Source organism: Mesorhizobium cantuariense (assembly GCF_042647205.1).
In the GTDB taxonomy this organism is placed as follows: Bacteria; Pseudomonadota; Alphaproteobacteria; order Rhizobiales; family Rhizobiaceae; genus Mesorhizobium; species Mesorhizobium cantuariense.
This window is the reverse complement of record NZ_JBHRVD010000001.1, coordinates 7,056,338-7,075,062: the sequence shown is the minus strand read 5'-3', so window position 1 is coordinate 7,075,062 and position 18,725 is coordinate 7,056,338. Positions and strand designations below refer to the sequence as shown.

Here is an 18,725-nt window from a genome sequence, read left to right as displayed (position 1 = left end):
AAACGTGAACGAGCCTCATGCCAACCGGTTGACGCTTTTCGCTGGAGGTCTTAGGTGGAACGCCATGCCGATCAAGCCGCTCATCATCCTTCCCGATCCCATCCTGCGCCAGGTTTCCAAGCCGGTGGAGCGTGTCGACGCGCCCTTGCGCAAATTAGCCGACGACATGCTGGCGACGATGTATGACGCGCCCGGCATCGGGCTGGCGGCAATCCAGATCGGCGAACCGCTGCGCATGCTGGTGATCGATCTGGCCAAGGAAGACGAGACGCCGGCGCCGCAGGTCTTCATCAACCCGGAAATCCTGGACAGCGCCGACGCGCGCTCCGTCTACGAGGAAGGCTGCCTGTCGATCCCGGACTATTACGCCGAGGTCGAGCGCCCGGCATCCGTCCGGGTCAAATATCTCGACCGTGACGGCAAGTTGCAGGAACTGGAAGCCGAGGGCCTGATGGCGACCTGCCTGCAGCATGAGATCGACCACCTCAACGGTGTCTTGTTCATCGACCATATCTCGAAGCTGAAGCGCGACATGGTGGTGAAGAAATTCAAGAAGCTCGCCAGGGACAAGGCGCCGAGTAAGCTGGCGGGATAGGATCTACTCTAGTAACCCGCGCAGAACCCATTCTTTACCTATCTCGATTCCCTTCGCGCCGATTTCGATTGCGAGCGCACGAGATTCCGGTGAGAAAAACAAAACCACGACGATCGCCCCTGCTACCAGAGGCTTGACGTAGACGACGACATTACTTTCCGTTCGCCTCGACAATTTGCCTTTCTCGTATTGCTCTTCAACCTTCTTGAATTCGGCAAAGGGTGGATTGCGTTTCCCAAAAGGCTTTTGATCTGGCTGCATATGGGGCTCCTAGGGATAGGTGCTCGAAATTATATGCCCAAATTATAGGTGTAGAGTTAACGAACTCTCTCGGTGGCAGCGGTGAATGATAGGAGCTCTTGTTGATCAAAGGCTTTGACGATGATATCCTTGATATCATGCATAGAGGTGGCTATGGGCGACATGCTGATCAGAGACATTCCTGAACCCTTGAAGCGCGAAATCGAACACGCGGCGCGCAAGGGCGGCCAGAGCCTGTCGGGCAAGGCGATCGATCTCTTGCGTAAAGGCATGGTCGCGGAGAAAGAAGCCAAACCGGAGCCGGGACTTTCCGCGTGGGATGCCATTCGTTCGGCGTTCGCTGCTGAGAATGCAATCGGTGATGAATTTTCCGAGATAATGGACGAGATCGAAGCAGAGGGGAAACGTGACTTCGGTCATCCGGTCGAGGATTTCGAGTGATCGTCCTCGACACCAATATAGTTTCCGAAGCCAGCAAGCCTGTGCCAGATTCGAATGTTTCCGCCTGGTTCCGCAAACAGGATCTTCTCGCACTCTATATGTGCGGGCCGGTTGTCATGGAGCAGTCTTTCGGGGCCGAACGGTTTTTGAACAAGACGGGATCAGACCGGTATGTTCGCGTGCTCGATCAGCTGATTTCGCAGCAATTCGCCGGTCGTGTCGTGCAATTTTCCGGTTCTATTCCTCGACTTGCCGGCAAGCTGCGGGCAACGCGGGAAAAGATCGGGCGCCCGATCAGCCTTTCTGACGCCATGATTGCCGCGATTTGTCTGGCCCATGACGCCACGCTCGCCACGCGCAACGTTCGCGACTTCGACGGCCTTGACCTGAAGATCATAAACCCGTTTGAAGCGGATGCCTGAGCCGGCGCACGGCGTGAGCAGAAGACAGGATATCGGAAGAAAAATGCCCCTTCGCGTCATCTTCATGGGCACGCCGGAGTTTTCGGTGCCGACGTTGCGCGCGATTGCCGAGGCCGGACATGACGTCGCCGCCGTTTACACCCAGCCGCCGCGTGCCGCCGGTCGGCGCGGGCTGGAGTTGACGCCGTCGCCGGTGCAGCGCGAGGCGGAGCGGCTGGGCATCGAGACACGCACGCCGACTTCGCTCAAAAGCGAGACCGAGCAGGCCGCCTTCAGCGCCCTGCAGGCCGATGTCGCCGTGGTCGTCGCCTATGGCTTGCTGCTGCCGAAGGCGGTTCTGGAGGCAACCCGGCTTGGCTGCATCAACGGCCATGCCTCGCTGCTGCCGCGCTGGCGCGGTGCCGCACCCATCCAGCGCGCCATCATGGCCGGCGACCTGGAAAGCGGCATGATGGTGATGCGCATGGAAGAGGGTCTGGACACCGGTCCGGTGGGAATGGTTGAAAAATGCGCCATCGACCCCGATATGACAGCCGGCGATCTGCATGATCGGTTGATGAGTGTCGGTGCGACCCTGATGGTGGAAGCGCTGGCGCGGCTGGAAAGGAACACCCTGGCATTTACCACACAAGCTGTGGACGGGGTGACCTATGCCAAGAAAATCGATAAATTCGAGACTCGCGTGGACTGGACTCGCTCGGCGAGCGAGGTCCACAATCATATTCGTGGCCTGTCGCCCTTTCCCGGCGCCTGGTCCGAGATAGGAATTGGTGGCCGCCCGGAGCGGCTGAAACTGCTTCGCTCGACGCTGTCGCAAGGCCTGTCGCCTTCGGAAGATTTGGGCGAGTCGGGAGGAATTCTCGATGACCGGCTGACGGTCGCCTGCGGCGCAGGTGCGGTCAGGCTGGTCGAAGTTCAACGGGCGGGCGGAAGGCCCGCTGCCGCGTCGGAATTCCTGCGCGGGGCCAAGATCGAAAAAGGAATGAAATTCTCATGAGCATGATGTCGATACGCGCGGCGACGCCGCGGGATCGCGAGGCCATTCGCCTCGTCGAGGAACACGCTTTCGGCCAGCAGGCGGAGGCCGGGCTGGTCGACGCGCTGGTGACCGGCGGCGACGCCGTTGCCGAACTGGTGGCGGAAGAAGACGGCCAGGTGGTTGGCCACATCCTGTTTTCGCGGCTGTTCGTCCAGAATGGCGGCAAGACCTTCGCGGCCGTGGCGCTCGCGCCGCTGGCGGTGGAGCCTTCGTTCCATGGCAGCGGCATTGGCGGCGCGCTGATCCGCGAGGCGCATATCCGCCTCAAGGATGCCGGCGAAACGCTGGCAGTGGTGCTCGGCGACCCCACCTATTACGGCCGTTTTGGCTACAACCACGCACGTGCCGAGAACTTCGAAAGCGAGTACCAGGGCGAAGCGCTGCAGGCGCTGGCCTGGGGCGACGCACCAGAGGCAGGCAGACTGGTTTACGCCTCCGCCTTCACCGCTCTCGCCGCCTAGGCGAGAGCGTATAGCCGCCCGGCATGCCGCGTTTTCGCCTCGACATCGAATATGACGGCAGCCTGTTTGCCGGCTGGCAACACCAGGCGGATCAGCCTTCGGTGCAGCAGGCGATCGAGCAGGCGATCGTAAAATTCTGTGGCGAAGAGGTGAGGCTGCGCGCCGCCGGCCGCACCGATGCCGGCGTTCACGCGACCGCCCAGGTGGCGCATGTCGACCTCGCCAAGGCGTGGCCCGACGACAAGGTGCGCGATGCCATCAACGCCCATCTGCAGGCGGCCGGCGCGCGCATCGCCGTCCTCAAGGCTGCGGTCGCCTCCGACGACTTCGACGCGCGCTTCTCGGCCACCGGCCGCCACTATCTCTACCGCATCCTCAACCGCCGAGCGCCGGCCGCGCTCGACAAGGGCAAGGTGTGGTGGGTGCCGAAGCGGCTCGACGCCGGCGCCATGCATGAAGCGGCAAAAGTCCTGCTTGGGCGGCACGACTTCACCACCTTCCGCTCGACCCAGTGCCAGGCCAACAGCCCGATCAGGACGCTGGAGCGGCTCGATGTCGCCCGACAAGGCGACCTGATTGAGGTCAGAGCTTCGGCGCGTTCCTTCCTGCACAATCAGGTGCGTTCGATGGTCGGCTCGCTCAAGCGCGTCGGCGACGGCGGCTGGTCCGAGGCCGACCTGAAAGCAGCGCTCGAGGCGCACGACCGCGCCGCCTGCGGCCAGGTGGCGCCACCCGACGGGCTGTTTCTCATTGGCGTCGATTATCCAGTCGAGACGAGCTCGGAAAGGCTCTGAACTCCGACATCGTCCGGCACGGTTATGCCGAGCAGCGTCTGCAGGCCAAACAGCACCAACAGCGAAGCGATGAACATGCCGACGAAAACGGCGGTGCCGACGGTTGCGCCCTTGCCGATGGTGGCATTGGTCATGCGCCAGGTCAGCACCATCGACAGGGCAAACAGAAGCAGCGACACAACGCTCGAAACCTGGCTGGCGGACGACAGGAAAAGCCGGATCAGCGCCGAGGGCAGCATCAGCCAGGCGGTGATGGCCGAAGCCCAGTTGCTGGCAACGACGTAATGGACGAAGCGGCCACCGATGCCGGCGCGCGGCGCGATCAAGGCGAGCGCAATCAACGGCAGCACCCAGGAGCCGATGTCGACCGTCGCCAGGCGCACCAGCATGCTGAAGCGCCCCGCGAAGGCGTCGGGATCGCCGATCTCGTTGGCGATACCGACCCAGCCGACGATCAGCGCCGGTGCGGCAACGACGATGGCGAAGAAGGAATTCCAGAAGCCGTCGGCCGACAGGTCGAGCAGGCGTAGGCCGTCGGCCTTGCCGAGCATCAGTCGCCAGGTGCCCGTCAGCGAAGCTTGGGTTTCGTCTGCCGAAAGCATGCTGCTCAGCCCTGTCCGAACCAGTCTTCGATGAAGCGCTGGTAGATTTGCGTCAGCGTTTCGAGATCGGCAATGGCGACGCGCTCGTCGACCATGTGCATGGTCTTGCCGACCAGGCCGAACTCGACCACCGGGCAATAGTCCTTGATGAAACGGGCGTCGGAAGTGCCCCCGGAGGTCGACAGCGTCGGCTCCTTGCCGACCGCCGACTTGATAGAGCCGCGGAGTGTTTCGATCAGCCTGTCGTCGCGGGTCAGGAAGACATGGCTCGGCCTGTCGCGCCAGACGAGTTCGTAGTCGACCGGCGTCTTCTTGCCCTGCCGGTACTTCTTGCGCCCGGCAGCCTGGTCGAGCCGGTTGTGGATCTCGGCCTGCAGGGTCTCATCAGTCCAGGTGTCGTTGAAGCGGATGTTGAAGGTCGCGGTCGCCTTGGCCGGGATGACATTGGTGGCCGGGTTGCCGACGTCGATGGAAGTGATCTCCAGATTGGTCGGCTGGAAATCCCTGGTTCCCTTGTCGAAGACGGGATGCAGCAAGGCGTCGACCAGGCTCATCAGCCCGCGCACCGGATTGTCGGCAAGCTGTGGGTAGGCGACATGGCCCTGGCGGCCATTGACGGTGACGGCGCCGGACATCGAGCCGCGCCGGCCGATCTTGATCATATCGCCAAGCGCGTCCGGGTTGGTTGGCTCGCCGACAACAGAGGCGTCCCATTTCTCGCCCCTGGAAGCCGCCCATTCGAGCAGCTTGACCGTGCCGTTGATGGCCGGGCCTTCCTCGTCGCCGGTGATCAGCAGCGAGACCGACCCTTTCGGACCGCCATTGGCCTCGACATGGCGCGCCACGGCGGCGATGAAACAGGCGATGCCGCCCTTCATGTCGACCGCGCCACGGCCATACATCTCGCCATTGGCGATTTCGGCGGCGAAGGGCGGATGCGTCCAGGCGGCTTCGTCGCCGACCGGCACCACGTCGGTATGGCCGGCGAACATCAGATGCGGGCCGTTGCCGGAACGCCTTGCATAGAGGTTTTCGATGTCCGGCGTGCCGTCTTCGGAAAACACCGGCCGATCGACCAGGAAGCCGAGCGGCTTCAGCATCGTCTCCAGCGCAGTCAGCGCGCCGCCCTCAGTGGGCGTCACCGAAGCACAACGGATAAGGGCGGCGAGGTTTTCGGCGGGATCTGTCGGCAGCGTCATGGCAAAAGCGATAGTCGAAAGCGGAGGGCCTGTCACGGCCAGACATAAGGGCCAGTGATGGCGCCGACATTATGGTTTTCCTATCGTATAGTTGCGGGCCGGTGCGGAGCGACAGGATGGCAAACGGGGACAGAAGGATCGTCATCGCTGGCGCCGGCAGCATCGGCTGCTATGCCGGCGGCTGCCTGGCGCTCGCCGGGCGCCGGGTGACCCTGCTGGCCCGGCCGCGGATCGAGGCGGCGTTGCGGCAAGGTGGATTGCGGGTCAGCGACCTCGACGGCCGCGATCGCTCGATCGAGCCGGAGGCGCTTGCCGTCACCGCCGATCCGGCCGCCGCCCTGCCGCAGGCGGATGTGATCCTGGTGACGGTCAAGAGCGGCGCCACGCAGGACATCGCAGCCCTCATCAAGGCCCATGCCCGCCCCGATGCGGTGGTGGTCAGCCTGCAGAACGGCGTCGACAATGCCGACAGGCTGCGCGCCGGACTTACCAGGCGCACGGTGCTGGCCGGCATGGTGCCGTTTAACGTCGTGCAGTCGCCCGACGGAGAGTTGCCGCTGCGCGTGCACCGCGCCAGCGACGGCACGGTGATGGTCGAGGACCGCGACGCCGGCCTGGTCAACCTTCTTGGCGTCGAAGGGTTTGCGGTCGAAGCCCATGGCGAGATAAAGGCCGTGCTGTGGGGCAAGCTGCTGATGAATTTGAACAACGCGCTGGTGGCGCTTTCCGGCCTGCCGCTGGCGACCGAATTGGCCGACAGGCGCTGGCGGCTGATCCTGGCCGGTCAGATCGACGAGGCGCTGAGGGCGATGAAAGCGTCCGGCATCGAGCCGGCGCGGATCGCCGGCCTGCGACCAACGCTGCTGCCAAAGGTGCTCAGGCTGCCGGACTGGCTGTTCAAACTGCTGGCGCGACGCCTGCTGGCGATCGACCCGCAGGCTCGCTCGTCGATGTGGGACGATCTGCAGCGCGGCCGGTCGACGGAGATCGACGACTTGCAGGGCGCCATCCTGCGACTGGCTGAAAAAGCCGGCACGCCGGCGCCGACGGTCCGGCGGATCACCGCGCTGGTGCGCGCGGCGGAAGCGGAGCGGCTTGGCTCGCCGGGCCTGGTGCCGGAGCAGGTCGTTGCGCCGCCGGCCGGCCATCGATCAAGGTGATCTTCTGCCAGATTTTCCGCGACAGGTTGGACGCCAGGTTCTCGATGTCGTTGACGCCATCTATGACCACATCGTCATTGACCGACTGCGCGAAGAGCGCTGCGATCTTGCCGGTGATCGACAGCATTTCGGAGCAATAGTCGAGGTAGCGCGCCAGATCGGCGGCATTGGTGATGCGGGCAGGCGAGTGCGCCGTCGGCTTGAAATCGGCCGAAAGGGCTGCCGGATCCTTGGTCAGCTGGTGCATGTCGATGACATGGATCAGCGAACGCAGGCCGTGCAGCTGGCGAAACACCCTTTTGCGCTTGATGCGCTCCTCGGTGCGGATCAGAGCAAGTAAGCCCAACACAGCGAGTATGACGGTGTTGATCGAAGCCTCTATGCCTTGCACCGACTGCAGGGCATCGTGGGTTCCCGAAATGCGGTCGATCGGCAAGATGGTACCGACGAACAGGAACACCAGCACACCGGCGACGAAGGCCGCGACAATGAGCCCGCGCAGCCACCAGATCGGTACTTCGAGCACCTTGGCCGCCTTGGCCAGATCGCGCGACAGCGAGACCAGTTCGGCGGCGACGCCACGCAATCCCGCTTCGGGGAAACGGTCGGCGATCCGCTCTTCCAGCCGCTCGGCGGTTTCGACGATCAGTTTCGGATCAAGCGTACGGTAGCGCATGTCCGATCGGCCCTCAGGATTGTTCCGGCTCGTTGGTGCGCCGGCCATAGCGGTTGGGTCCAGGCTGCCCTGGAAACAGGCACAACACAAGGAAGGCGACGATCGAGACCACCGGCACGAACAGGATCAGCGCGGCAATGCCCGGTTTGTCCAAGTCGTGCAGCCGCTTCACCGCCAGCGCGATGTTCGACCACAGCGAGGCGATGAAGGCGACGAAGAAGATGAACGACCACATGTTGCTCTCGGCCGAGCCTTCCGGCACCAGCGTGAAGCGGTAAAGCGGAAAGGCCTGGATGATGGCGACGAGCAACCCGCCAAGAAAATAGGCCGCGCGACTGACGCGGCCCGATGTCTTGAAGAAAAGCCAGGTGAGATCTGATCTGTCAGGCAAGCGGGTCCGGTCCATATTGATTGGCGCCCCTGGCGCCTTCGAGAATGCCGCATTCCACCAGAAACCAGATCGGGCCGATGAAAGGCACCAGCATGATCAGGCTCCACCAGCCCGACTTGCCGCGATCATGCCAGCGCTTGGCGTAGACTGCGAGTGCGAAATAGATCGAGGCCAGAGCGACGAGAATGCCGATGATGCCGATCTGGGCGCCGCTGGCCGTGGTGATGCGTGTGCCAAGGATCGCATCGAGAATAAAGGCAACGATGCCAATGACGACGAAAACTCCAATCGCGGCCCAGAATTTGGCCCGATTGACGCGACCGTCGAAACTCGTGAGCAGATATTTCCAGTCCATGTCACCCCTCCATATTGAACCAGCGCGACCGATTGTCGCGCCGGCGGAAGGTGCGCTCGCTTTGCGCAAAGATCAATCGCGCAGCAATTCGTTGATCGAGGTCTTGGAGCGGGTCCTGGCGTCGACACGCTTGACGATGACGGCGCAGTAGAGGCTCGGACCCGACACGCCGTTCGGAAAGGGCTTGCCCGGCATCGTTCCAGCGACGACGACGGAATTCGGCGGCACTTCGCCATAGAAAATCTCGCCGGTGGCGCGGTCGACGATCTTGGTCGACTGGCCGATGAAGACGCCCATGCCGAGCACCGAGCCTTCGCGCACGATGCAGCCTTCGACCACTTCCGAGCGCGCGCCGATAAAGCAATTGTCCTCGATGATGGTCGGGCCGGCCTGCATCGGCTCCAGCACGCCGCCGATGCCGACGCCGCCGGACAGGTGCACGTTCTTGCCGATCTGGGCGCAGGAGCCTACCCCGACCCAGGTGTCGATCATGGTGCCTGTATCGACATAGGCGCCGACATTGACGAAGGACGGCATCAGCACGGCGCCCGGCGCGATATAGGCCGAGCGGCGCACGATCGACCCCGGCACGGCGCGAAAGCCCGCCTTTTCGAAATCGACCGCACCCCAGCCGTCGAACTTCGACGGCACCTTGTCCCACCACACGGCTTCGCCGGGACCACCCTTGATGATCTCCATCGGGTTGAGCCGGAAGGACAACAGCACGGCCTTCTTCAGCCACTGGTTGACATGCCATTTGCCGTCGGCCTGCCGCTCGGCGACACGGGCGGCGCCGCGATCGAGCAGGTCGAGCGCGGCCTGGATGGCGTCGCGCGTTTCGCCGCGCGTTGCCGTCGAAATCGCGTCGCGTTCCTCGAAGGCCTTCTCAATGGTCTTTTCGAGGCTCGCCAGATCGGGCTTCGACATGAATTCGCTCCATTACCAAGCTGTTAAGGGGCAACGCCTTAACCTGTTTCCAAAGTCGCGCGGACCCTATGTGAAGCCTTGGTGAGGGTCAATCGCGGCTGCGCCATGGGACGACGCAACTGAAGAATTTGGACGGGTAAAGCATATGACCCCTATGGAAAAGGCGGGGTGGACGCCGCTGCCGCATTCGGACGAGGATCTGGAGCGGTCGAAGAGCGTGCCGGACACGCCGCAGACGCGCGCCGAGACCTACCGGCTGGCCTGGAACGATCCCGACTTCATGACGCGGCGCGAATTGCGTGCGGTCAGGTTGCAGCTCGAACTCTTGAAGCCCGAGATGATCCTGGCCGAACGCGGCATCCGGTCGACGGTGATCCTGTTCGGCGGCGCACGCCTGCCGGAACCCGGCGGCGAGGCCTGGGCGGCCAAGAACGAGACGCAGAGGAAGAACCTCGAGGAGAACAGCAAATACTACGAGGAGGCGCGCAAGTTCGCCCGCCTTTGCTCGCAGCAGTCGGCCATTTCATACTACCGCGAATATGTCGTGGTGACCGGCGGCGGGCCCGGCGTGATGGAAGCCGGCAACCGCGGCGCCGACGATGTCGGCGCGCCGTCGATCGGCCTCAACATCGTCCTGCCGCATGAGCAGGCGCCGAATATCTATGTGACGCCGGAGCTCTGCTTCAACTTCCACTATTTCGCCATCCGCAAGATGCATTTCGTCATGCGCGCGAAGGCCGTGGCGGTGTTTCCCGGCGGCTTCGGCACGATGGACGAGTTCTTCGAGACGCTGACCCTGATCCAGACCGGACGCATGGAGCGCGTGCCGGTGATCCTGTTTGGCAAATCCTTCTGGAAACGGGCGATCGATCTCGATTTCCTCGCCGAACAGGGCACGATCAGCCCCGGCGACCAGGACATCATCGACTTCGTCGACACCGCCGACGAGGCCTGGGGGATCATCAGCCGGTTCTATAAGTTAGGGGAGTAGGGCTGGGAATCGGAGAACTGGGGAATTGAAGAATTGAAGAATTGAAGAATTGAAGAATTGAAGAATTGAAGAATGAGGGGATTACGGTCTCTGCGTTCCGGATCAACTCCCAATTCGTCAGTTCTTCAATTCCCTACCCCCTCCTCCACAATCGCCGTCAGGAACCCGGCCAGATCGTCGGTGACGAAATCGACATCATCCTCGTTGGCCGGGTCGCGCTCCCAGATCTCGGAAAAGGTCGGCTCGAAATTGCGCGGCACGACAAGCACCGTGGTCATGCCGAGCGACTTGGGAACCGAAAGGTTGCGGGCAAGGTCCTCGAACATCACCGCATTGTGGCCGGTGACGGCGTGGAGCTCGGCGAACTTCTCGTAGGTCTGGCGTGCCGGCTTGGGATTGAGCCCGGCGGCGACGATATCGAAGATGTCGTCGAAATGGTCGAGGATGCCGAGCTGGCGCGCGGTGCGTTCGGCGTGCCTGCGGTCGCCATTGGTGAAGATGAACTTGCGGCCCGGAAGCTGGCGGATGGCGGTGCCGAGAACGGGATCGGGCACCAGCCATGAATAATCGATGTCATGGACCTTCTCTAGGAAATCGTCGGGGTCGATGCCGTGGCGCGTCATGAGCCCGTTCAGCGTCGTGCCATATTCGCGGTAGAGCTCCTTCTGCAACTTGCGCGCCTCGTCACGCGGCAGCGCCAGCAGCTCGCCGACATAGGCGGTCATCTTGACGTCGATCTGTGAGAACAGATTCGAGTGGTGCGGATAGAGCGTGTTGTCGAGATCGAACACCCAGTCGGTGACATGGGCGAAGCGGGCGGGATCAGGAAGCATCGTCATTCGCTCTTATGGCATGAAACGGGCATTCCGAAAGCGACTTTATCCACAACTTCTGCTCGTTGAGGTTGCGTAAATCGCCTCACGATTCAAATTTTATGCATCCGGGAAAGGTGGCCTTCAGGGCTTGCTGGCACAGAGACAGTCTTGTGGGAGCAAGCGATGAGCAGCATAATTCTTAGATCCGCCGCCGTTGCTTTCGCCTCTGTCGCGGCCTCTCTCCTGCTGACGCTGATCATCGTTCCGGCGATGGGATTTCCGGTAAACCGCACGATCTGGCTGTCTTCTACGCTCTGTCCTCTGGTGCTGGCATGGGCCGCCAGCGCAAGCACTTTCTGGCAAAGCGACAGACTGAAAAACGCACATCGCGAGCTTGCCCGTGCTCATGCCCAGCTCGCCGCCGCGCATCGCCGTCTGGCGGAAAAGGCGAGCCGCGACGACATGACCGGCATGCTCAACCGGGAAAGCTTCTTTGCCGCGCTCGACGGTTCGCGCCGCAAGTCCGATCGCGGCGCGCTGCTGATCATCGACGCCGACCACTTCAAGAAGATCAACGACAATTTTGGCCACCTGACCGGCGATGACGCGCTGCTTTTGATCGCCAGCGCGATCCAGCGCGGTGTGCGCAGCGGCGATGTGCTCGGCCGTATCGGCGGCGAGGAGTTCGGTGCCTATCTGGTCGGCGCCACCGAGCAGGAGGCCAAGCGCGTCGCCGAGCGCATTCGCCGCGAAGTCGAGCTGATCCGCTTCAGGCCCGTCGACGAGCGGACCATTCCGCTCACGGTCAGCATCGGCGGCACCGTCTGTGGCGATGATGTCAGCGTCTCGGACCTGATGCGCGCCGCCGACCGGCGCCTCTACCAGGCCAAGCATCAGGGCCGCAACCTGACGATCCTCGATACGGACATCTCCGAAGCGGCGTGATCGGGCTGCCGGTTGCCACACCCGGCCCGTTAAGGAATTCTAACCCTGTTTGTACTCGGTTGCACCGTCTACCCGGCTTTTCGATGCTTTGTGGTGAAGCTTGGCACGATACTGGCTTCTGCGGCGATGCATGTGTCGTTCCGGGACTGTCGTTCCGGGAACACCATGCGCAGTCGAAGCCCCCATCGAGAGACCAATCATGAGTTTCTTCATCAAAAAAATGTCGCGCCGCACGCTCGTGCAGGCGCTGATCGCGCTGCCTGCTTTGTCGCTGTTCCGCAAGCTGCCTGGTGCCGATGCCTCCCATGCCGATCCATCTCATACCGGTGCGTCCCGGGCCGACCCGAACGAGATCGTCGAGGTCAATGGCTGGATCCTGAAGCGGAGTGACCTGGCATGATCTTCGACAGCTACGAGGCGTATCGCGTCGCCAACTTCAAACCCAAGGTCTGCATCCTCGGCTCCGGCCCGGCCGGCACCACCATTGCCCGCAAGCTCGGCGCTGCCGGCATCCCGGTCGTGGTGCTGGAGGCCGGCTCGCGTGAGTTCAGCGACGAGTCGCAGGATTTCTACCGGGGCACCACGGTCGGCGATTTCTATTTCGATCTCGACCTCACCCGGCTGCGGTTCATGGGTGGCAGTTCCAATCACTGGGCCGGCTGGTGCCGCGTGCTCGACAAACAGGATTTCGAGCCGAAGGCCTGGGTGCCCGATACCGGCTGGCCGATCCGCCGCACCGACATCGAGCCCTATCTACCAGAAGTGCGCGATATTCTCGACCTTCCGGCCTTCCGGCCGGACATGCCGATCTCGGACGACATTCGATGGGTGCAGCTGATCAAGAGCCCGGCGGTGCGTTTTGCCGAGAAATTCGGCGACGAACTCGACAAAGCCAAGAACATCGCGGTGGTGCTCAACACATGTGCCACTGAACTTGCCGGCGACGGCAAACGCGTGACGGGCGCCAGACTGTGGTCGAACGGGCAGGATGCCGGCTCCTTCAGCGCGGACTATTTCATCGTCTGCACCGGCGGGCTGGAGAATTCGCGGCTGCTTCTATGGTCGAACCAGCGCTCGAACGGCGGCGTCGTGCCGAATGCGACAGCGCTTGGCCGCTACTGGATGGAGCATCCGACCTTCGAGGGCGGCAATGCCATCCTGGCCGACTACAACGCGTTCGAGGTCGACGCCGTCAACGAGGCCTTCTTCTCGCCGACACTTGCCGCCATGGAGCGGCTGCAGATCATGAATTTCGGCATCAGATTGATCGAGGCGCCGTATCCGGGGGTCAAGAGCCTTATCGCCGACCTCGCCTGCACGGCGCCCAGCATGGCCGAGTGGATGTCCTACCAGCTCAGTCAGAGACTGCGCTGCGCTGCCCAGCTCTACGTCGCCTGGGAACAGGCTCCGCTGGCTTCCAACCAGATCGAGCTGTCGAAGACCGATGTCGACCATGCCGGCGTGCCACGCATCGAGCTGCACTGGAAGAAATCCGAGCTGGAACATCGCACCCTGCTCGAAGGGCTCAGACTGTTCGGCACGACGCTGATCGAGAAGAATCTCGGCCGGGTGCGCATCGCCGACTGGATCACCAATGGTCAGGACTATCCGACCAATGACGAGACGGCGGGCCATCACCATATGGGCGGCACGCGCATGGGCACCGACATCAGCAAGAGCGTGGTCGACGCCAGCTGCAAGGTGCACGGCATGGACAATCTCTATGTCGGCGGCTCCTCGGTGTTCTGCACATCGGGCCAATGCAATCCGACAACGACGATCACCGCGCTGGCCTGCCGGCTGGGCGACCATCTGAGCAGGGTGGTCACCGTCTGACGGTTTTGCGGCAACGTCCTGGAGCAGTTTGCCGTTTCACGGAAACGGCGAACCGCTCTAACTCCTTGTTTTGACGCAATTCCCGAGGGAAAGCGCTATGCGCTTTTCCTCGGAAAACCGCCCACACACTTTTCCTGGAATTGCTCTAGACCGTCGCCGGGTCGAGCGCAGGCTGGCCCTTGCGGCGGGCAACGATCGCCTCGAAGTCGGCGGTCTGGAAGGCATCGCGCAAGGCGTCGAACGACGGCAGCACAAAATAGGCGCGCTGGAACTTGTCGATCTCGTAGCCGGTCCGCATCACCGTTTCCAGGTCGAAGGGCACATGGTGGGCGTCCTTGCTGTCGACTGCGAACTGCAATTCGGTGAACGACGACATCAGGCCGGCGCCAAAGGCTTTCAGCGGCTGGCCGGCCTCCTGCATCAGGCCGTATTCGGCCGTGTACCAGTAGAGCCGGGTGATCATCTCGTCGCCGCCCAGCGCGATGATGTCGCCGGCCTTGCGGCCATACATCTGCATGAAGTCGGCGAACACCGGCTGCGACAGCACCGGCACATGGCCGAAGAAATCGTGGAACATGTCGGGCTCGACGATGTAGTCGAGTTCCTGTCTGGTCCGCAGCCAGTTGGTGACCGGGAAGCGACGATTGGCGAGATGGTCGAAGAAGGGGGCGGCGGGAATGAGACCCGGCACGGCAACGATCTCCCAGCCGGTGAGCTCGCGCAGCTTGGCGCTGACCTCCTCGAAATCGGGGATGCGGTCGAGCAGGCCGAGCTTCTCGACGCCATCGAGATAGGAGTGGTGGGCGAGCTTGCGCGTCAGTTTGGTCTGGCGGTCGCACAGCGTGCGCCACACCGCCTGCTCCTCGGCGCTGTAATCGTAGCCCTGCGCCACAGTGAAATCGGCACGGCAGACCGAATAGTCGCCGCGAAGGCCTTGCGCCGCGCAGTCGCGGGCATATTCGGCAACGCTCATCGTCGTCATGGTTTTTCTCCTCGCAAATCATGGATGGCGAATGGTGCTGGAAGGCTAACCGCATTTGCGGAGGCAAATCGGTTTTGATGATGGCTCAAAGGCAGCATTCGAGATAATCTCCACTCAGAAAATTTCTCGGAGGAGTGAAAATGCCTCAATTCGATGAGTTCGAGATCAAGATGCTCGATGTCCTGCAACGCGACGGGCGCAAGCCGGTGTCGGAGCTGGCGCAAGAGATCGGCCTGTCGACGACGCCGTGCGCGCGGCGCTTCGAGGCGCTGCAGGAGGCCGGCATCATCAAGGGCTTTGCCGCGGTGATCAGCCGCCGCGCGGTCGGGCTTATGGTCGAGGTGTTCATCCAGGTTCGCCTTGTCAGCCACAGCGACGGCTCGCCCGAAAGCTTCATCGCCTCCGTCCAGCGCATGGACGAGGTGTCCTCGTGCTGGACGATGACCGGCGACCACGATTTCCTGCTGCATGTCATGGTGCCGTCGGTCGACGAGCTCAACGCCTTCGTCATGCACCGGCTGATGCGGCTCGACGGCGTACGCGACGTCCACACCCAGCTCGTGCTGCAGAACATCAAGGGACCCGGCCACGTGCCGCTCGCCCACCTCCGGCGGTGACAATGCCTACCTTCGCACTCCTTGGGGAAAAGCTGCACGCAAACTGCTGAAACGGGCCAAGCGCGTGTCCACATCGCCGGCCAGCTTGCGCGGACCAACAGCCCAAGAGGTCCGCCATGAAAATCGTCCTGATCAATCCGCCGCACACCGCCATCGGCAGCCGCGTGCCCGACGATCACCTGCCGCCGCTTGGCCTGCTGGCGCTGGGCGGCCCGCTGATCGATGCCGGCCATGAGGTGCGGCTCATCGACGCCGAATTCGGGCCGATGCCACTCGACAGGGTGGTGCGCGACGCGCTCGCCGATCGCCCCGACTTCATCCTGATCGGCCATTCCGGCTCGACCTCGGCGCACCCGACCGCCTTGCTGATCGCTGAGCTGATCAAGGAGCGTGAGCCGGCGACCATCATCATCTATGGTGGCGTCTTTCCGACCTATCACTGGCGCGACATCCTCGCAGCAACGGATGCCTTCGACTTCATCGTGCGCGGCGAGGGCGAGGCAACCGTGGTGGCGCTGGTGGAGGCGCTGGAAATGCACCAGCCGCCGTCGAGTGTGGCCGGCATCGCTTATCGCGACGATCTGCGCCGTCCCTTCGCCACGCAGCCGGCCATGACCATTGCCGACCTCGATGCCTACCGCGTCGGCTGGGAGCTGATCGAGCACTCCCGGTATAGCTACTGGGGCGGCAAACGTGCCGTGGTCATGCAGTTTTCGCGCGGCTGCCCGCATCTGTGCAATTATTGCGGCCAGCGCGGCTTCTGGACCCGCTGGCGGCATCGCGATCCCGTAAAGTTCGCCAGGGAGATCGCCTGGCTGCACCGCGAACACGGCGTCGAGCTGATCAATCTCGCCGACGAGAATCCGACGGTTTCGAAGAAGACCTGGCGGGCCTTTCTCGACGCCCTGATTGCCGAGAACGTGCCGGTGCTGATCGTCGGCTCGACCCGCGCCGACGACATCGTGCGCGATGCCGACATCCTGCATCTCTACCGCAAGGCCGGTGTCATCCGCTGGCTGCTCGGCATGGAAAACACCGACGAACAGACGCTTCAATTGATCCGCAAGGGCGGCAGCACATCATCCGACCGCGAGGCGATAAGGCTGCTGCGCCTGCACGGCATCCTGTCGATGGCGACCTGGGTGGCCGGCTTCGAGGACGAAGGGTTTCGCGACCTGTGGCGCGGCTTTCGCCAGCTGATCGCCTACGATCCGGACCAGATCCAGGCGCTTTATGTGACGCCGCATCGCTGGACACCGTTCTTCCGCATCGCCAAGGATCGCAAGGTGATCCAGCAGGACGCGCGCCTGTGGGACTACAAGCATCAGGTGCTGCAGATGACGCGTCTGAAACCGTGGATGCTGTTCTTCGGCGTCAAGCTGATCGAACTCGCGGTGCAGTCGCGGCCGAAGGCGCTGGCCCGCATCCTGTTCCACAAGGATCCCGAGCAGCGCCACTCGATGCGCTGGTACACGCGGATGGGCCGCCGCGTCTGGTTCCGTGAGGTCTGGGGCTTTCTGGTCCGCGACATCAGGGTGAAAGACGGCCCGACGCTGGCCGAATTCTGGGGCGCGCCGCAGGACGCCGAGGAGGAATCGATGACCGTTCGACGCCCGATGCGCAGGCCGACACCGCCCGAGATTGCGATTTCACCGAGCGCCTGACCGGCCCTTGGAAATCTCGTAAGCACATACGCAACGTATGCGTATTGACATACGAGGCGTATGCACCCAAATCAGACATACGGGACGTATGTCAATAGCCGTCCCGACAGTGGAGCGCAGCGATCCAAACCCTGAAGCCTTGCGGATGGCTCGCCCTCTCGGCGAAGCCCCGTCGCGATCGTCCGGAGGTCGGGCCTGCCTTGTCTAGATGGAGTGAACCAATGACCAAACGCGACGCGATCTTTCCTGCCGGCCGGCAGGCTCTCTACGAGATCAACCGCTATTCGGCGGCGATCCGCTCGGGCGACCTTCTGTTCGTCTCCGGCCAGGTCGGCAGCCGCGAGGACGGGTCACCCGAGCCGATCTTCGAAAAGCAGGTGCAGCTTGCCTTCGACAATCTTGCGGCTGTGCTGAAGGCCGCCGGCTGCACGTTCGACGACATCGTCGACGTCACCACGTTCCACACCGATCCGGCCGCGCAGTGGCAGGCGATCGACGCCGTTCGGCTGAGGGCGTTCGGTGAAGCGCCCTACACGAACTGGACCGCGGTGGGCGTGAACTGGCTGGCGGGCTTCGATTTCGAGATAAAGGTCATCGCGCGCCTTCCTCAAGCCGCCTGAGCGAGCGTCGGCGAGCGGCTAGCGGCCGCTCGTCGCTCAGGGCACGATCAGCGTGCCGGCGCCGTGTTCGGTGAACAGTTCCAGCAGCACCGCATGCGGCGTCTTGCCGTTGAGGATGACGACGCCTTCGACGCCGCGCTCGATCGCTTCGATGCAGGTCTCGACCTTGGGGATCATGCCGCCCGACACCGTGCCGTCCTTGATCAGCGCCTTGGCCTCGGCCACGGTCAGCTCGTCGATCAGCTGCTTGTTCTTGTCGAGCACGCCCGGCACGTCGGTGAGGAACAGCAGGCGGGTCGCCTGGCAGGCGCCGGCGATGGCGCCTGCGAAGGTGTCGGCATTGATGTTGTAGGTGTGGCCGTCGCGGCCGGGCGCCACCGGCGCCAGCACCGGGATCATTTCGGAGCGGGCCAGAAGGTCGAGCAAGGTGCGGTCGACCTCGACCGGCTCGCCGACGAAGCCGAGATCGAGCACGCGCTCGATGTTGGAGTCCGGGTCGATCATGGTCTTGCGCGCCTTTTCGGCGAACACCATGTTGCCGTCCTTGCCGCACAAGCCGATCGCCCATTCGCCCTCGGCGTTGATCAGCGCGACGATCTCCTTGTTGATCGAACCGGCCAACACCATTTCGACGATCTCGACCGTCTTCTGGTCGGTGACGCGCAGGCCGCCCTCGAACTTGGATTCGATGCCCATCTTGGCCAGCATGGCGCCGATCTGCGGGCCGCCGCCATGGACGACGATCGGGTTGACGCCGGATTGCTTCAGGAGCGCGATGTCGCGGGCGAACGCCTTGCCGAGCTCGATGTCGCCCATGGCGTGGCCGCCATATTTCACCACGACCGTCTTGTGTTCGTAGCGCTGCATGTAGGGCAGCGCCCGCGACAGCAGGGCGGCCTGCATTTCGGCGGTGGCAATTATTTCCGTCATCG

The 18,725-nt window shown here is 63.0% G+C and carries 24 protein-coding genes; 14 read left to right on the top strand and 10 right to left on the bottom strand.

The annotated features are described in order from the left end of the window. Window positions 1–64 precede the first annotated feature (64 nt). Window positions 65–595, top strand: a complete 531-nt coding sequence (def, locus tag ACFOJ9_RS34605; RefSeq protein ID WP_378986016.1) for a peptide deformylase — start codon at window positions 65–67, stop codon at window positions 593–595. A gap of 3 nt (window positions 596–598) precedes the next feature. On the opposite strand, the gene ACFOJ9_RS34600 is transcribed toward def, so the two are convergent. Then, the gene (locus ACFOJ9_RS34600) at window positions 599–856 is read right to left on the bottom strand and encodes a hypothetical protein (protein WP_378986014.1); all 258 of its coding nucleotides are present in this window, start codon (window positions 854–856) and stop codon (window positions 599–601) included. Between the two features lie 153 nt (window positions 857–1,009). Here ACFOJ9_RS34600 and ACFOJ9_RS34595 point away from each other — a divergent pair, with 153 nt between their 5' ends. From ACFOJ9_RS34595 to truA, 5 genes are read left to right on the top strand one after another with little or no spacing between them, the layout of a single operon-like run. Beyond that, window positions 1,010–1,297 carry a plasmid stabilization protein gene (locus ACFOJ9_RS34595; RefSeq protein WP_378986012.1) on the top strand — a complete coding sequence of 96 codons (288 nt, stop codon included), beginning with the start codon at window positions 1,010–1,012 and terminating at the stop codon, window positions 1,295–1,297. Further along, on the top strand, window positions 1,294–1,719 hold the full coding sequence (locus ACFOJ9_RS34590; RefSeq protein ID WP_378986010.1) for a type II toxin-antitoxin system VapC family toxin: 426 nt from the start codon (window positions 1,294–1,296) through the stop codon (window positions 1,717–1,719). The genes ACFOJ9_RS34595 and ACFOJ9_RS34590 overlap by 4 nt, the downstream gene beginning before the upstream one ends. A gap of 43 nt (window positions 1,720–1,762) precedes the next feature. After that, complete coding sequence (gene fmt / locus ACFOJ9_RS34585) at window positions 1,763–2,716, top strand: methionyl-tRNA formyltransferase (protein WP_378986008.1); 954 nt, start codon at window positions 1,763–1,765, stop codon at window positions 2,714–2,716. Beyond that, on the top strand, window positions 2,713–3,219 hold the full coding sequence (locus ACFOJ9_RS34580; protein ID WP_378986006.1) for a GNAT family N-acetyltransferase: 507 nt from the start codon (window positions 2,713–2,715) through the stop codon (window positions 3,217–3,219). The genes fmt and ACFOJ9_RS34580 overlap by 4 nt, the downstream gene beginning before the upstream one ends. 23 nt (window positions 3,220–3,242) lie before the next feature. Next, window positions 3,243–4,013 (top strand): tRNA pseudouridine(38-40) synthase TruA, encoded by a 771-nt coding sequence (truA, locus tag ACFOJ9_RS34575; RefSeq protein WP_378986004.1) that lies wholly within the window; start codon window positions 3,243–3,245, stop codon window positions 4,011–4,013. Here truA and ACFOJ9_RS34570 read toward each other — a convergent pair. Both ACFOJ9_RS34570 and dapE read right to left on the bottom strand, forming a co-directional pair. Continuing rightward, window positions 3,980–4,615, bottom strand: coding sequence for a transporter (locus ACFOJ9_RS34570; protein ID WP_378986002.1), 636 nt, complete (start codon window positions 4,613–4,615; stop codon window positions 3,980–3,982). The genes truA and ACFOJ9_RS34570 overlap by 34 nt on opposite strands. Window positions 4,616–4,620: 5 nt before the next feature. Then, window positions 4,621–5,814 carry a succinyl-diaminopimelate desuccinylase gene (dapE, locus tag ACFOJ9_RS34565; protein ID WP_378986000.1) on the bottom strand — a complete coding sequence of 398 codons (1,194 nt, stop codon included), beginning with the start codon at window positions 5,812–5,814 and terminating at the stop codon, window positions 4,621–4,623. A 116-nt stretch (window positions 5,815–5,930) separates the two neighbouring features. Between dapE and ACFOJ9_RS34560 the strand changes: the two genes are divergently transcribed. Next, a complete protein-coding gene (locus ACFOJ9_RS34560) occupies window positions 5,931–6,974 on the top strand; it encodes a 2-dehydropantoate 2-reductase (RefSeq protein ID WP_378985998.1) in 1,044 nt (347 codons plus the stop codon). On the opposite strand, the gene ACFOJ9_RS34555 is transcribed toward ACFOJ9_RS34560, so the two are convergent. From ACFOJ9_RS34555 to dapD, 4 genes are all read right to left on the bottom strand, one after another. After that, window positions 6,874–7,650 carry a hypothetical protein gene (locus tag ACFOJ9_RS34555; protein ID WP_378985996.1) on the bottom strand — a complete coding sequence of 259 codons (777 nt, stop codon included), beginning with the start codon at window positions 7,648–7,650 and terminating at the stop codon, window positions 6,874–6,876. The genes ACFOJ9_RS34560 and ACFOJ9_RS34555 overlap by 101 nt on opposite strands. A gap of 13 nt (window positions 7,651–7,663) precedes the next feature. Continuing rightward, window positions 7,664–8,041: a DUF805 domain-containing protein gene (locus ACFOJ9_RS34550; protein WP_023810766.1), complete on the bottom strand. Its 378-nt coding sequence runs from the start codon at window positions 8,039–8,041 to the stop codon at window positions 7,664–7,666. Then, a complete protein-coding gene (locus ACFOJ9_RS34545; protein ID WP_378985994.1) occupies window positions 8,034–8,396 on the bottom strand; it encodes a DUF805 domain-containing protein in 363 nt (120 codons plus the stop codon). Before ACFOJ9_RS34545 ends, ACFOJ9_RS34550 begins: the two co-directional genes overlap by 8 nt. 72 nt (window positions 8,397–8,468) lie before the next feature. Then, window positions 8,469–9,323, bottom strand: a complete 855-nt coding sequence (gene dapD, locus ACFOJ9_RS34540; protein ID WP_378985992.1) for a 2,3,4,5-tetrahydropyridine-2,6-dicarboxylate N-succinyltransferase — start codon at window positions 9,321–9,323, stop codon at window positions 8,469–8,471. A 145-nt stretch (window positions 9,324–9,468) separates the two neighbouring features. On the opposite strand from dapD, the gene ACFOJ9_RS34535 reads away from it, so the two are divergent. Then, complete coding sequence (locus tag ACFOJ9_RS34535; protein ID WP_378985990.1) at window positions 9,469–10,314, top strand: LOG family protein; 846 nt, start codon at window positions 9,469–9,471, stop codon at window positions 10,312–10,314. 125 nt (window positions 10,315–10,439) lie between these two features. Here the strand turns inward: ACFOJ9_RS34535 and ACFOJ9_RS34530 are convergent, their stop codons facing one another. Continuing rightward, window positions 10,440–11,153: a pyrimidine 5'-nucleotidase gene (locus tag ACFOJ9_RS34530; RefSeq protein WP_378985988.1), complete on the bottom strand. Its 714-nt coding sequence runs from the start codon at window positions 11,151–11,153 to the stop codon at window positions 10,440–10,442. Window positions 11,154–11,312: 159 nt separating this feature from the next. On the opposite strand from ACFOJ9_RS34530, the gene ACFOJ9_RS34525 reads away from it, so the two are divergent. The 3 genes from ACFOJ9_RS34525 (at window position 11,313) to ACFOJ9_RS34515 (ending at window position 13,910) form a co-directional block, all read left to right on the top strand. Then, the gene (locus ACFOJ9_RS34525) at window positions 11,313–12,074 is read left to right on the top strand and encodes a GGDEF domain-containing protein (protein ID WP_378985986.1); all 762 of its coding nucleotides are present in this window, start codon (window positions 11,313–11,315) and stop codon (window positions 12,072–12,074) included. A 199-nt stretch (window positions 12,075–12,273) separates the two neighbouring features. Further along, a complete protein-coding gene (locus tag ACFOJ9_RS34520) occupies window positions 12,274–12,474 on the top strand; it encodes a hypothetical protein (protein WP_378985984.1) in 201 nt (66 codons plus the stop codon). Next, a complete protein-coding gene (locus ACFOJ9_RS34515; RefSeq protein ID WP_378985982.1) occupies window positions 12,471–13,910 on the top strand; it encodes a GMC oxidoreductase in 1,440 nt (479 codons plus the stop codon). Before ACFOJ9_RS34520 ends, ACFOJ9_RS34515 begins: the two co-directional genes overlap by 4 nt. 145 nt (window positions 13,911–14,055) lie before the next feature. Here the strand turns inward: ACFOJ9_RS34515 and phhA are convergent, their stop codons facing one another. After that, entirely contained in the window at window positions 14,056–14,892 is an 837-nt protein-coding gene (phhA, locus tag ACFOJ9_RS34510; protein WP_378985980.1) for a phenylalanine 4-monooxygenase, read from the bottom strand. A gap of 140 nt (window positions 14,893–15,032) precedes the next feature. Here phhA and ACFOJ9_RS34505 point away from each other — a divergent pair, with 140 nt between their 5' ends. The 3 genes from ACFOJ9_RS34505 to ACFOJ9_RS34495 all read left to right on the top strand — a co-directional run bounded on the left by ACFOJ9_RS34505 (window position 15,033) and on the right by ACFOJ9_RS34495 (window position 17,793). Beyond that, window positions 15,033–15,509 carry an Lrp/AsnC family transcriptional regulator gene (locus ACFOJ9_RS34505; protein ID WP_378985978.1) on the top strand — a complete coding sequence of 159 codons (477 nt, stop codon included), beginning with the start codon at window positions 15,033–15,035 and terminating at the stop codon, window positions 15,507–15,509. 116 nt (window positions 15,510–15,625) lie between these two features. After that, the gene (gene bchE, locus ACFOJ9_RS34500) at window positions 15,626–17,173 is read left to right on the top strand and encodes a magnesium-protoporphyrin IX monomethyl ester anaerobic oxidative cyclase (RefSeq protein ID WP_378985976.1); all 1,548 of its coding nucleotides are present in this window, start codon (window positions 15,626–15,628) and stop codon (window positions 17,171–17,173) included. Between the two features lie 221 nt (window positions 17,174–17,394). Next, window positions 17,395–17,793 (top strand): RidA family protein, encoded by a 399-nt coding sequence (locus tag ACFOJ9_RS34495; RefSeq protein WP_378985974.1) that lies wholly within the window; start codon window positions 17,395–17,397, stop codon window positions 17,791–17,793. 36 nt (window positions 17,794–17,829) lie between these two features. Here ACFOJ9_RS34495 and argB read toward each other — a convergent pair whose 3' ends face one another. Then, window positions 17,830–18,723: an acetylglutamate kinase gene (gene argB, locus ACFOJ9_RS34490; protein WP_378985972.1), complete on the bottom strand. Its 894-nt coding sequence runs from the start codon at window positions 18,721–18,723 to the stop codon at window positions 17,830–17,832. Window positions 18,724–18,725 lie beyond the last annotated feature (2 nt).

Coding starts and splice junctions, on each gene's coding strand:
- def (WP_378986016.1), top strand. CDS start 65: ATGCCGATCAAGCCGCTCATCATCCTTCCCGATCCCATCCTGCGCCAG.
- ACFOJ9_RS34560 (WP_378985998.1), top strand. CDS start 5,931: ATGGCAAACGGGGACAGAAGGATCGTCATCGCTGGCGCCGGCAGCATC.
- argB (WP_378985972.1), bottom strand. CDS start 18,723: ATGACGGAAATAATTGCCACCGCCGAAATGCAGGCCGCCCTGCTGTCG.
- bchE (WP_378985976.1), top strand. CDS start 15,626: ATGAAAATCGTCCTGATCAATCCGCCGCACACCGCCATCGGCAGCCGC.
- ACFOJ9_RS34545 (WP_378985994.1), bottom strand. CDS start 8,396: ATGGACTGGAAATATCTGCTCACGAGTTTCGACGGTCGCGTCAATCGG.
- fmt (WP_378986008.1), top strand. CDS start 1,763: ATGCCCCTTCGCGTCATCTTCATGGGCACGCCGGAGTTTTCGGTGCCG.
- ACFOJ9_RS34600 (WP_378986014.1), bottom strand. CDS start 856: ATGCAGCCAGATCAAAAGCCTTTTGGGAAACGCAATCCACCCTTTGCC.
- ACFOJ9_RS34555 (WP_378985996.1), bottom strand. CDS start 7,650: ATGCGCTACCGTACGCTTGATCCGAAACTGATCGTCGAAACCGCCGAG.
- ACFOJ9_RS34530 (WP_378985988.1), bottom strand. CDS start 11,153: ATGACGATGCTTCCTGATCCCGCCCGCTTCGCCCATGTCACCGACTGG.
- dapE (WP_378986000.1), bottom strand. CDS start 5,814: ATGACGCTGCCGACAGATCCCGCCGAAAACCTCGCCGCCCTTATCCGT.
- ACFOJ9_RS34520 (WP_378985984.1), top strand. CDS start 12,274: ATGAGTTTCTTCATCAAAAAAATGTCGCGCCGCACGCTCGTGCAGGCG.
- truA (WP_378986004.1), top strand. CDS start 3,243: ATGCCGCGTTTTCGCCTCGACATCGAATATGACGGCAGCCTGTTTGCC.
- dapD (WP_378985992.1), bottom strand. CDS start 9,323: ATGTCGAAGCCCGATCTGGCGAGCCTCGAAAAGACCATTGAGAAGGCC.
- ACFOJ9_RS34570 (WP_378986002.1), bottom strand. CDS start 4,615: ATGCTTTCGGCAGACGAAACCCAAGCTTCGCTGACGGGCACCTGGCGA.
- ACFOJ9_RS34525 (WP_378985986.1), top strand. CDS start 11,313: ATGAGCAGCATAATTCTTAGATCCGCCGCCGTTGCTTTCGCCTCTGTC.
- ACFOJ9_RS34580 (WP_378986006.1), top strand. CDS start 2,713: ATGAGCATGATGTCGATACGCGCGGCGACGCCGCGGGATCGCGAGGCC.
- ACFOJ9_RS34515 (WP_378985982.1), top strand. CDS start 12,471: ATGATCTTCGACAGCTACGAGGCGTATCGCGTCGCCAACTTCAAACCC.
- ACFOJ9_RS34495 (WP_378985974.1), top strand. CDS start 17,395: ATGACCAAACGCGACGCGATCTTTCCTGCCGGCCGGCAGGCTCTCTAC.
- ACFOJ9_RS34505 (WP_378985978.1), top strand. CDS start 15,033: ATGCCTCAATTCGATGAGTTCGAGATCAAGATGCTCGATGTCCTGCAA.
- ACFOJ9_RS34535 (WP_378985990.1), top strand. CDS start 9,469: ATGACCCCTATGGAAAAGGCGGGGTGGACGCCGCTGCCGCATTCGGAC.
- ACFOJ9_RS34595 (WP_378986012.1), top strand. CDS start 1,010: ATGGGCGACATGCTGATCAGAGACATTCCTGAACCCTTGAAGCGCGAA.
- phhA (WP_378985980.1), bottom strand. CDS start 14,892: ATGACGACGATGAGCGTTGCCGAATATGCCCGCGACTGCGCGGCGCAA.